Annotated in this window: 7 protein-coding genes and 1 pseudogene; 7 read left to right on the top strand and 1 reads right to left on the bottom strand. The window is 67.6% G+C overall.

Features of this window, described 5'->3' with window-relative positions; all coding sequences use genetic code 11:
* The first annotated feature begins 31 nt into the window (after nt 1-31).
* From uca to WS66_RS29270, 5 genes are all read left to right on the top strand, one after another.
* On the top strand, nt 32-3,628 hold the full coding sequence (gene uca / locus WS66_RS29250) for an urea carboxylase (protein ID WP_059606227.1): 3,597 nt from the start codon (nt 32-34) through the stop codon (nt 3,626-3,628).
* On the top strand, nt 3,625-5,511 hold the full coding sequence (gene atzF / locus WS66_RS29255) for an allophanate hydrolase (RefSeq protein ID WP_059606230.1): 1,887 nt from the start codon (nt 3,625-3,627) through the stop codon (nt 5,509-5,511). Before uca ends, atzF begins: the two co-directional genes overlap by 4 nt.
* Nucleotides 5,512-5,575: 64 nt before the next feature.
* A complete protein-coding gene (locus WS66_RS29260; RefSeq protein ID WP_059606232.1) occupies nt 5,576-6,550 on the top strand; it encodes an ABC transporter permease in 975 nt (324 codons plus the stop codon).
* Between the two features lie 45 nt (nt 6,551-6,595).
* Nucleotides 6,596-7,504 carry an ABC transporter ATP-binding protein gene (locus WS66_RS29265; RefSeq protein WP_059606234.1) on the top strand — a complete coding sequence of 303 codons (909 nt, stop codon included), beginning with the start codon at nt 6,596-6,598 and terminating at the stop codon, nt 7,502-7,504.
* Nucleotides 7,505-7,588: 84 nt separating this feature from the next.
* Nucleotides 7,589-7,993: an inclusion body family protein gene (locus WS66_RS29270; protein ID WP_257792094.1), complete on the top strand. Its 405-nt coding sequence runs from the start codon at nt 7,589-7,591 to the stop codon at nt 7,991-7,993.
* A gap of 158 nt (nt 7,994-8,151) precedes the next feature.
* Here the strand turns inward: WS66_RS29270 and WS66_RS34925 are convergent, their stop codons facing one another.
* Nucleotides 8,152-8,328: an FCD domain-containing protein gene (locus WS66_RS34925; protein WP_082729034.1), complete on the bottom strand. Its 177-nt coding sequence runs from the start codon at nt 8,326-8,328 to the stop codon at nt 8,152-8,154.
* Between the two features lie 61 nt (nt 8,329-8,389).
* On the opposite strand from WS66_RS34925, the pseudogene WS66_RS34530 reads away from it, so the two are divergent.
* Nucleotides 8,390-8,602: pseudogene (locus WS66_RS34530) on the top strand (altronate dehydratase); the annotation flags it as partial.
* A 181-nt stretch (nt 8,603-8,783) separates the two neighbouring features.
* Nucleotides 8,784-12,236 (top strand): adenylate/guanylate cyclase domain-containing protein, encoded by a 3,453-nt coding sequence (locus WS66_RS29290; RefSeq protein ID WP_059606244.1) that lies wholly within the window; start codon nt 8,784-8,786, stop codon nt 12,234-12,236.
* Nucleotides 12,237-12,294: the final 58 nt, after the last annotated feature.

A 12,294-nucleotide genomic window follows, 5' to 3' on the forward strand; every position in this document is an offset into this window, starting at 1 on the left:
CCCACGCTCACTCTCGTTCGCGGGAGGCAACATGAGGTTCGCCAAGGTCCTCGTCGCGAACCGCGGCGAAATCGCGTGCCGCGTGATCCGCACGCTGAAGCGGCTCGGCATCGCGTCGGTCGCGATTTATTCGGATGCCGATCGCGACGCGCGTCACGTGGCGCTCGCCGACGAAGCGGTGCGTGTCGGGCCCGCGCCGGCGGCCGACAGCTACCTGAACGTCGCGGCGATCCTCGCTGCCGCACGCGAGACCGGCGCGCAGGCCGTGCATCCCGGCTACGGCTTCCTGTCCGAGCATGCCGGTTTCGCCGATGCATGCGAGGCAGCGGGCCTGCGCTTCATCGGGCCGCGCGGCGATCACATGCGTGCATTCGGCCTCAAGCACACCGCGCGCGCGCTCGCCGCCGCGCAGGGCGTCGCGCTGCTGCCGGGCACGGGCCTGCTCGACGACGTGGCGACGGCGCTCGCCGAAGCCGACGCAATCGGTTATCCCGTGATGCTGAAAAGCACCGCCGGTGGCGGCGGGATCGGCATGTCGCTCTGCCGCGATGCCGCGCAGCTCGAGGCGGCCTTCGAATCCGTCGTGCGGCTCGGCAAAGCGAACTTCGCGCATGCGGGGGTCTATCTCGAGAAGTTCGTCGAACACGCGCGGCACATCGAAGTGCAGATCTTCGGCGACGGGCTGGGCGGCGCGATCGCGCTCGGCGAACGCGATTGCTCCGTGCAGCGCCGCAACCAGAAGGTGATCGAGGAAACGCCCGCGCCGGACCTGAGCGGCGCCGAGCGCGATGCGCTGCATGCGAGCGCGGTGCGGCTCGCCCGCGCGGTCGGCTACGCATCGGTCGGCACCGTCGAATTCGTGTTCGACGCGAACGCGCGGCAGTTCTATTTCCTCGAGGTGAATACGCGGCTGCAGGTCGAACATTGCGTGACCGAAGCGGTGACGGGCGTCGATCTCGTGGAATGGATGATCCTGCAGGCCGAAGGCGACCTGCCGCCGCTCGACACGCTCGCCGTCGCGCCGCGCGGCGCGAGCATCCAGGTGCGGCTCTATGCGGAGGATCCGCACAAGCAGTTCCAGCCGAGCGCGGGGTTGCTCACGCACGTCGCGTTTCCGGACGACGTGCGCGTCGACGGCTGGATCGAAGCGGGCACCGAGATCAGCGCGCATTACGATCCGCTGCTCGCGAAGCTGATCGTGCGCGGCGATACGCGGCGCGACGCGCTGGCCGCATTGCAGGCCGCGCTCACGCGTACCGAGCTGTACGGCATCGAGACCAACCTCGACTACCTGCGCGCTGTCGTCGGCTCGGACACGTTCGCGCGCGGCGCGCCGACGACGGCATTCCTGTCGCGCTTCGCGTTCGCGCCGCACACGATCGACGTGCTCGACGGCGGCGTGCAGACCACCGTGCAGCAGGCCCCCGGGCGCGTCGGTTACTGGAGCGTCGGCGTGCCGCCGTCCGGCCCAATGGACGATCGCGCGTTCGATCTCGCGAACGCGCTGCTCGGCAATGCGCGAGACGCGGCGGGGCTGGAATTCACGATGGTCGGCGCGACGCTGCGCTTCAACACGGCGACGCTGTTCGTGCTTGGCGGCGCGCCGCTCGCGGCCACGCTCGATGGCGAGCCCGCGCCGTTCTGGCAGGTGCTGCGCGCGCGGCCCGGCGCGGTGCTGAAGCTCGGCGGCGTGATGGGCGCGGGCGTGCGCGCATGTCTTGCCGTGAAGGGCGGGCTGCAAGTGCCCGACTATCTCGGCAGCAAGGCGACCTTCACGCTCGGCCAGTTCGGCGGCCACGCGGGGCGCGCGCTGCGCAAGGGCGACGTGCTGCATCTGCACGCGGACGCGGGGCGCGGCGACGCGGGCGCGACGCTGGCCGCGGCCGACGTTCCCGCGCTGACGCATGCCTGGACGCTCGGCGTGCTCGACGGGCCGCACGGCGCGCCCGATTTCTTCACGCCCGACGACATCGCGATGCTCTACGGCACGCAGTGGACGGTCCATTACAACTCCAGCCGCACCGGCGTGCGGCTGATCGGCCCGAAGCCGCAATGGGCACGCGTGGACGGCGGCGAGGCAGGCCTGCATCCGTCGAATATCCACGACAACGCGTATGCGATCGGTGCGGTCGATTTCACCGGCGACATGCCGGTGATCCTGGGCCCCGACGGTCCGAGCCTCGGCGGCTTCGTGTGCCCGGTGACGGTCGTGCGCGACGAGTTGTGGAAGCTCGGGCAGTTGCGCCCGGGCGATACCGTGCAGTTCGTGCGCGCCCGCGTGTCGCCCGCGCCTGCCGCCGCCTCGATCGCGATCGCGCCTGCGGCATCCGCTGGCGCGCCGGACGATTGCGTGCTGCATCGCGACCCGTCGGCCGGCGGCGGCATCGGCGTGGTGTACCGGCGCTCGGGCGATCGCAACGTGCTGGTCGAATACGGGCCGCTCGTGCTCGACCTGAACCTGCGCTTTCGCGTGCACGCGCTGATGTGCTGGCTCGACGCGCACCGGCTGCCCGGCATGCTCGACCTGACGCCGGGGATACGTTCGCTGCAGGTGCAGTTCGACGCGCGGACGCTGCCGCTCGCCACGCTGCTCGCGCATTTGCAGGCCGCCGAGCGCGAATTGCCCGACGTGGCCGACATGCGCGTGCCGAACCGCATCGTGCATCTGCCGCTGTCGTGGGACGACCCGTCGACGCGCGTCGCGATCGAGCGCTACATGCAGTCGGTGCGACCCGATGCGCCGTGGTGCCCGAGCAATATCGAGTTCATCCGGCGCATCAACGGCCTGGCGAGTATCGACGACGTGAAGCGCATCGTGTTCGACGCGCGCTATCTGGTGATGGGGCTCGGCGACGTCTACCTCGGTGCACCGGTCGCGACGCCGATCGATCCGCGGCACCGGCTGGTGACCACGAAGTACAACCCCGCGCGCACCTGGACGCCGGAGAACGCGGTCGGCATCGGCGGCGCGTACCTGTGCGTGTACGGGATGGAAGGGCCCGGCGGCTACCAGTTCGTCGGCCGGACCGTGCAGATGTGGAACCGCCACCGCACCACGCGCGAATTCGAGGCCGGCAAGCCCTGGCTGCTGCGCTTCTTCGACGAGATCCGCTTTTACGAAGTCAGCGAGGCGGAGCTGACCGCGCTGCGCGCGGATTTTATCGCGGGCCGCGCGGCGCTGAGGGTCGAGGAATCCGTGTTCGATCTGGGCGCATACAACCGCTTTTTGCGCGACGAGGCGGATTCGATTGCGACGTTCAAGGCCGCGCAGCAAACCGCGTTCGAAGCCGAGCGTGAGCGATGGCGGGCGGCCGGGCACGCGGAATACGTCGGCGACGCGGAGCAGGGTGACGCGCAGGCGGCGCGGGCAGCGGGCGCGCTCGACGACACGCAGCGGGCGATTGCCTCGGACGTGTCGGGCAGTGTGTGGAAGGTGCTGGTCGAGGCGGGCGAGCGCGTGACCGAAGGGCAGGTCGTCGCGATCGTCGAGTCGATGAAGATGGAGGTGGTGGTGACGGCAACGGAAGACGGCACGATCGAGACGATCGATTGTGCGCCGGGCGCGGCGGTGGTGGCCGGCCAGCGGCTGATGGTGATGAAGGCGGGCGCCGCCGAGGAGGTCGCATGAGCACGGCGGAACGTTCCATCCTGCCCGGGCTGCGCTCGATTGCCGCGCTGCGCGCGCGCTACGTGGCGGGCGACCTGACGCCGCATGCGCTCGTCGACGCGATCGCCGCGCATTTCGACGCCGGCGACCCGCATCATGCGTGGATCCGTCCGCTGACGCGCGCGGAGATGTCGCGGTATGCCGACGCGCTCGCCGGGCGCGACGTCGCGTCGTTGCCGCTTTACGGCGTGCCGTTCGCGATCAAGGACAACATCGACCTCGCCGGCATACCGACGACGGCGGCCTGCCCGGCGTATGCGTACACGCCGGCGCGCAGCGCGCCCGTCGTCGAGCGGCTGATCGCGGCCGGTGCGATTCCGGTCGGCAAGACCAATCTCGACCAGTTCGCGACGGGGCTCTCGGGACAGCGCTCGCCTTACGGCGCGTGCCGCAACGCGCTCGATCCGCGCTATGCGTCGGGCGGGTCGAGTTCCGGGTCGGCGGTGGCGGTCGCACTCGGCGTCGCGACGTTCTCGCTCGGCACCGACACAGCCGGTTCCGGGCGCGTGCCGGCCGCGTTTCACGGCCTCGTCGGGCTCAAGCCGACCCGCGGTGTGGTGAGTACGCTCGGCGTCGTGCCGGCCTGCCGGTCGCTCGATTGCGTGTCGGTGTTCGCGCACTCGCCGGCCGATGCGCGGGCGGTATTCGATGTCGCGCATGGCGTGATCGAAGGCGACCCTTACGGGCGCGCATGGCAGCCGCCAGCGGGCGCGGGCGAACTGCGCGCGCATCCGGCGCGGTCGCTCGCGCAGGTGCGCTTCGGCGCACCGCGCGCCGATCAGCTCGAATTCTTCGGCGACGAATCGTATCGCGCGGCTTGGGGCGCGGCGCTCGAACGCCTGCGCGCGACCGGCGCGGAAGTCGTCGAGATCGATTTCGGCCCGTTCCTGGCGGCCGCGCGGCTGCTGTATGACGGCCCGTGGGTTGCCGAGCGGCTCGCCGCGATCGGCGCATTCGCCGCGCGGGAACCCGATGCGCTGCATCCGGTGATCCGCGAAATCGTCGGCGGCGCGTCGCGCTTCAGCGCGGCCGACGCGTTCGCGGCATTCGACCGGCTCGCGACGCTGCGCGTCGAGGCGGCGCGCGCATGGAGCGGGCTGGACGCGATCGTCATGCCGACCTCGGCGACGACCGCGACCGTCGACGCGCTCGAAGCCGATCCGATCGGCGTCAACTCGCGCTTCGGCTACTACACGAATTTCGTCAACCTGCTCGACCTGTCGGCAATCGCCGTGCCGGCCGGCACGTGCGAAAGCGGGCGGCATGCGGGTTTGCCGTTCGGGATCACGTTCGTCGGCCGCGCAAACGACGATGCGCGGCTGCTCGATCTCGCCCAGGCGTGGACCGGCGGCGCCGTCGCTGCCGGCGATGCGGCCGTCGGGGATGCCGGGTCGCCAGCGCAGGCGGCATCAGCCTCCGACGCGTCGTCCGCTGTCGTGCGCGTGGCCGTCGTCGGCGCGCATCTGCGTGGCGAGCCGTTGAATGGGCAGCTCACGCAGCGGGGCGCGCACTTCGTCGCCGCGACGACGACGGCTGCCGCCTATCGACTCTATGCGCTGTCCGCGGCGGCCTGCGGTGGCGTCGCCAAGCCTGGCCTCGTGCGCGTGCCGGACGGCGGCGCGCCGATCGCGGTCGAGATCTGGGAGATGCCCGTCGACGCATACGGCAGCTTCGTCGCCGGGATTGCGGCGCCGCTCGGCATCGGCACGCTGATGCTCGCGGACGGCTCGCGGGTGCAGGGCTTCCTGTGTGAAAGCGCGGCGCTCGACGATGCGCAGGACATCACGCGCTTCGGCGGCTGGCGCGCATACCGCGCTCAGGCCGCCAGCGGCGCGTTGCAATGAACGTCCGGTCGTGCGTTGCTCCGGCACCCGCGCGACCGGCACCCGAAACGATACGGAGATTCCCATGTCAACGACCCGCAACACGACCGGCTGGCTCGCCGTTCGACGCGAGCTGACGGCGCGCGGCAAATGGACGCTCGGCCTGGCGTCCTTTCTGCTGCCGTTCGCCGTCTGGTGCCTGATTAGCTATGTGCCGTTCGTCTGGCATCCGCAAATGCGCATCACGAATCCGGGAAGCGTCGACTATTTCCAGACCGGCATGCAGATCGACCGCGACGTGTTCGACGACGAGCTCGCGCATGCGCGTGCGACGCACGCGGCCGTGCCCGAGGGCGTGCGCGCGAACCCGGTGTACCTGCCTGCGCCGCACCAGGTGCTGCGCGCGTTCTACACGGCGTTCACGACGCCGCCCGCATCGCGTGATGGCGTGTGGCTGCACGAGAGCCTCTGGCACAGCATCCGGATCATCTTCTGGGGCTTCGTGATCTCGTCCGCGATCGGCGTGCCGCTCGGCATCGTCTGCGGCACCTTCAGCGCGCTCGCGCGGCTGCAGGAGCCGTTCCTGGAGTTCTTCCGCTATCTGCCGGCGCCGGCATTCGGCGCGCTGATGGTCGCGATCCTCGGCATTTACGACGCGCCGAAGGTCGCGATCATCGTGATCGGCACGCTGTTCCAGCAGGTGCTGATCATTGCGAACACGACGCGCAAGCTCGAATACGGGCTGTTCGAGGCCGCGATGACGCTCGGCACGAAGAAGCTCCAGCTGCTCACGCACGTCGTGATTCCGGGTGTGCTGCCGGATCTGTATCGCGACCAGCGGATCCTGCTCGGCTGGGCGTGGACCTACCTGATCGTGGCCGAACTCGTCGGCACGAGCTCGGGCATCACGTGGTACATCAGCCAGCAGGCGCGCTACCAGCATTTCGACAACGTATACGCGGCAATCCTGATGATCGGGATCATCGGCCTCGGCACCGATATCGCGCTCGGACTGCTCGGCCGCAAGCTGTTTCCATGGGACCGCACGCTGAGGGCGTGACGCCCGTCGACGCGCATCCATCGACCGATTTCCGTAGAGGGCATCATGCAGAATCCGCAAGCCGTTCCCGATTACCTGATTCAATCCGACGCGGTGCGCGAGCGCTTCGCGCGACTCAAAGCCCGCGACGTGATTCTCGACGTGCGGCATGTCGGCAAGCGTTTCGCGACGCCGCAGGGCGAGTGCGTCGCACTCGACGACATCAGCTTCCGCACCCACCGGCGCGAGTTCGTGTGCGTGATCGGTCCGTCCGGCTGCGGCAAGTCGACGCTGATTCGCATCCTGGCGGGGCTCGAGGCGCAGACGAGCGGCGAGGTGCTGCTGGACGGCAAGCCCGTGCAGGGGCCGGGCGCCGATCGCGGGATGGTGTTCCAGGGCTATACGCTGTTTCCGTGGCTCACCGTGAAGAAGAACGTGATGTTCGGCCTCCGAATGAATGGCAGCAGCGGCGGCGAAGCCGAGCGCGAGGCGCTGCAGTGGCTCGATCTGGTCGGACTGACGCGTTTCGCCGACGTGTATCCGCATCAGTTGTCGGGTGGCATGAAGCAGCGCGTGGCGATCGCCCGCGCGCTCGCGAACCGTCCGCGCATCCTGCTGATGGACGAACCGTTCGGCGCGCTCGACGCGCAGACGCGTGCGCGGATGCAGACACACCTGCTCGACATCTGGCGCAATATCGACGTGACGATCCTGTTCATCACGCACGATCTCGACGAGGCGATCTTCCTCGCGGACCGGATTCTCGTGCTCAAGGCGAACCCGGGCGGCGTGCAGGAACTGATCGAGGTGCCGGTGGCGCGGCCGCGGGACTATTCGCAGGTCAATACGCCCGAATTCATCGCGACGAAGGCGCGGCTCGAAGCGCTGATCCATCCGAAGGAGGAGGCGGCGGACGATGAGGGTGTGAAGCCGCACATGATCCGGATGACGGACGTTTCGGACAATGTCGAGTAACGGGCGTGGTGATGGTTCGGCGTTTTTATTCATTGTGTCTGGTGGCGTGCAGGGCGAAATAATGCCGTTGCGCGCGCCCGGCACATCTACGTGGTGAGCCCCGGCGACACCGGGCCGCTCGGCCGCAACGACAGCCGGCTCTTTGCCGGCCTGTCGCCGGGCGACCAGCTCCGCCTGCGCGAAACGGCGCTGGCGCTGCGTGCCGAAGCGAGCGTTCTGTTCATCCGGTTCGCGTTGAAGGATGCCGGCATCGTCGCGCCGATCGAACCGGAGGTGCGCGATGCCGCGACACCGGTGCCGTCCGACGACGACCTGCTCCATCCACAGTGCCGGCCGATGCCGGACCACTACTGGCGCAGCGATGTGCTGGCCGCGGGCGCCACCACGTGTACGGCCGATTTCGCCGTACTGGATCGCGATGGTGCCGTGTCCGGCTATTTCCGCTGGGAGACGTCGATCGAGATCGCCGGAGGCGGGGCGGATTCGTAGCAGCCCGATTTCAGGCCGTCGTCGGGCCGCGACGGCAACGTCAACCTGGCGCCCGATACCGGTTTCCCGGCGATCTTCCGCGCGAATGCCGCGTTCAAGCAGGACGCCGAACCGTTTGGTTCGCGGGCCGCACGCGTTTCATGGACGGCCCGCCAGCGTTAGTTTCGCTCCTGTTCCAGCCAGCGTCGTTGCGATGCATAGAGATGCGTGCGCATGGCCGCCTGGGCCATCAGCACCTCGCCGTTTTCCAGCGCGTGAAGAATGGACTCGTGTTCGTCGAACGCCTTGGCCCATGTCTGCCTGCTTTCGGTGCGCGTGCTGACGCGCGACGAGATGGTGCCGGTGGCGTATCTCGTGGTGGGGCTGCAGTGCGGTGGCTCGGACGGCTACCCGAGCATCTCGGCGAATACCGCGCTGTGGGTGCGTCAGGAAGACGACATCGATATCGATTGCGGCGGGGTGATCGACGGCACGTCGAGTGTCGATCAGCTCGGCGCCGCGATCGTCCGGCACATGCTCGACTGCGCGTCCGGCAATCGCTCGAAAAGCGAGCTGCACGGCTACGGCCAGAACGAATTCGTGCCCTGGAAGGTTGGCGTGATCACCTGATCGCGTTTTGCTCGTTGCGGTGTGGCACGGATGACGGTGTCGCGCGCCCTGCGAGAACTGACGGCCGAACACGTGCTGACCCTCACCCTGTCGGCACATACGATCACGCTCGAGGCCCTGATTCCCGGCAGGGAGTGGCGCATAATGTTTCGAGGTCGACCCTTGGCTGGAAGAGGGTTTTATGCGCTGCACAATATGCGGGTCCGAGAATCCTCCCGGTGCGAGGTTCTGCCAGGAATGCCAGGCCGTGCTGTCCCGCACGTGTCCGCAATGCGGGCATGAGGCGGCGCCGGCGGCCCGCTTCTGCAGCCATTGCGGAGCGTCGCTGACACCGCCCGCCGCGCCGTCGTTTTCCCGACCGTCGGGCCGCGAACCGCCACCCACCCCGATTCATTACACACCCGATCATCTTGCCGAGCGCATCCGTGCCGAACACGCGGCCATGGAAGCGCGCGGCGAGCCCGCCGGCGAGCGCAAGACCGTTACCGCGCTGTTCGCCGACATGGCCGGGTCGACCGCGCTGATCCACGATCTCGATCCCGAAGTGGCGCATCGCCTGATCGTCCCCGTGGTCGAGCTGATGATGGAAGCGGTCCACTACTACGAGGGATACGTCGCGAAATCGCTCGGCGACGGCATCCTCGCGTTGTTCGGCGCACCGATCGCCCACGAAGACCATGCGCAGCGCGCGCTGTTCGCCGCATTGCGCATGCAGCAGGCGATGCGGCAGCATGGCGACCGCATTCGTCTGCAGGAAGGCATTCCTCTGCAGATTCGCGTCGGCGTTCATACGGGCGAAGTCGTCGTCCGTTCCATCCGCACCGTCGATCTGCACACCGAATACGATCCGCTCGGGCATACGATCCACATCGCGTCGCGGATCGAGGGCATCGCCACGCCCACGTCGATTCTCGTCAGCGAGTCCACCCATAAACTCGCTGAAGGCTATTTCGAGTTCAAGGCGCTGGGCGCGACACAACTCAAGGGCATTCCCGCGCCGCTGTGCGTATACGAGGTGCTTGGCCTGGGCGCTTTACGCACGCGCCTGCAACTGGCGGCACATCGCGGTCTCGCGCGCTTCGTCGGTCGCGAGACGGAAATGGAGCATCTGAACCGTGCGCTGGAGGCCATGAGGTCGGGGCACGGGCGCGTCGTCGGCGTCGTGGGGGAGGCGGGCGTCGGGAAGTCTCGTTTGTTCCACGAGTTCAAGGAGCGCTCGCGACGTGGCGCGCTGGTGCTGGAGACGTTCTCGGTCTCGCACGGCAAGGCGTTTCCCAATTTACCGCTCATCGAACTCCTGAAGAACTATTTCCAGATCACGACGCAGGACGACGAGCGGCGCTGCCGGGAGAAGGTCATCGGCAAGGCGCTCGCGCTCGAGCGCAGTTTCGAGGACCTCGTGCCCTACGTCCTCTATCTGCTTGGAATCGGCGAGGGCGGGTCGGTACTCGTCGACATGGATCCGCAGATCCGGCGCGACCGCACCTTCGACGCGATCAGGCAGCTTCTCGTGCGAGAGAGCTGGAATCAGCCGGTCCATTTGCTGTTCGAGGATCTGCAATGGCTCGACCGCGAAACGGAAGCGTTTCTCACCTACCTGGTCGACCACGTGCCCGACGCACGCATCCTGCTTCTCGTGAACTACCGGCCCGAGTATCAGCCCGCATGGGCCGGCGCGGATCATTGCAGCAGGATCCGGCTCGAACCGCTTGGCCCGTCCGATGCGCAAGGACTGCTCACGGTGCTGCTCGGCGAGGATCGCACGCTCGTGCCGCTCAAGCAGCTCATTCTGGAGAAGACGGAGGGCAACCCGTTCTTCATGGAGGAAGTGGTCCAGACGCTCGTGGAAGAGCAATCGCTGCTCGGCGATGCCGGGCGTTATCACATCGTCGAGACCCCGACGACGCTGCACATTCCCACCACCGTGCAGGGCGTGCTGGCCGCGCGTATCGACCGGCTTCCCATCGAGGAAAAGGAGCTGCTGCAGGCGCTCGCGGTGATTGGCCACGAATTCCCGTTCAGTCTGATCCGGCAAATTTGCGGTGAGGCGTCGGCGCGCGACGACGAACTGCGTCGTCTGCTCGCCCACCTGGAAGAAGCGGAGTTCATCTTCGAGCGCCCGGCCTTTCCCGAAGTCAATTACTCGTTCAAGCACGCGCTGACCCAGGAAGTGGCCGGGCGCTCGTTGCTTACGGAGCGGCGCACCACGCTGCACGAGCGCACCGCGCAGGCGATCGAGATGCTGTTCCCGACACGCATCGCCGATTACTGCAGCGAACTTGCGCACCACTACGGTCAGAGTGGAAACATTCCCAAGGCAGTCGAATATCTGCATCGCGCGGCACAGCAGGCGCTGCGCCATGCCGCCCATCACGATGCGATGAATCACCTTGGGGCGGCGCTTGCGTTGCTGAAGGGCTTGCCGGACACGCCCATGCGTGCGCATTGGGAACTGACGGTGCTGCTTTCCCTCGGGCCCGTCCTGATGGACGTGCGCGGGTATGGCGCGACTGAGGTTGGCACGACTTATACGCGCGCGCTCGAATTGTGCGAGCGCACGGGCGAGGCATCGCAGCGCTTTGCGACGCAGTTGGGATTGCGGATGTACCACCTGGTGCGCGGCGAGTACGCTCTCGCGACCGATCTCGGCAAGCAGATGCTCGTAACCGCAAGGAATGCGAATGATCCGGGTCTCCTCGTCGAGGCGCACAGTGCATTGGGCTCGTGCTTTTTCCTGCAGGGCGATTTCGGCACGGCTCGCACACACCTGGAACAGGCCCTTGCGATCTACGATCCGGAGCAGCATCAGGCGCACGTCTTCGCACACGGAGTGGATCCCGGTATTCGGGCGCTCAGTTTCCTGGTGCTGACCTTGTGGATTCAGGGGTATCCCGACCAGGCGCTCAAGCGCAGCGTCGAAGCACTTGCGCTCGCACGGCATCTTTCTTATGGGCCGTCTCTGGCGTTCAGCCTGACCTACACGGCGCACTTGCATCAACTGAGGCGGGAGCCGATGCTTGCCGCCGAGCGCGCGGAAGCGGTCATTGCCGTATCGACCGAGCACGGATTGCCGTACTGGCTCGCTTGGGGGACGCTTCTGCGAGGCTGGGCGATGAGCGTGCAAGGAGACATCCAGGGCGGCATCGCGCAGATGCGGCTGGGCCTCGACGCGCAGCGGGCAGCGGGCGGCGAAGATCAGCGGCCTTATGGTCTTGCGTTGCTCGCCGACAGTTACTGGCGCGCGGGTGACGAGCGGGCCGCCCTGAACATGCTGGAAGAGGCGACGACGATCGTCGAGCACTCCGGCGAGCATTGCTACGAGGCCGAGCTGTACCGGCTCACGGGAATCTATCTGGCCAGCGCGGCGAGCAAGAAGGGGGCTGCCGCCACACGTGATGACGAAGCGGTCGACTGTTTTCATCGGGCGATCGCGCGCGCGCGCCGGCAGGGTGCCAGAGCGCTGGAATTGCGAGCAGCATCGGACCTCGCTCGGCTACTGCAACGACGGGGGAAGATCGTCGAGGCAAGGCAGGCGCTGTCCGAGGTGTACGCCTGGTTCACGGAAGGATTCGACACGTGCGATCTGCGAGAGGCGAAAGCGCTGCTGGATGCCTTGGACGGGCGCGCAGAATGAATGGGCCTGCGATGCACGACGACGTATCGCGTGACGACGCACCGTCCATGACCTGCCG

Source organism: Burkholderia sp. LA-2-3-30-S1-D2 (assembly GCF_001523915.2).
GTDB lineage: Bacteria > Pseudomonadota > Gammaproteobacteria > Burkholderiales > Burkholderiaceae > Burkholderia > Burkholderia diffusa.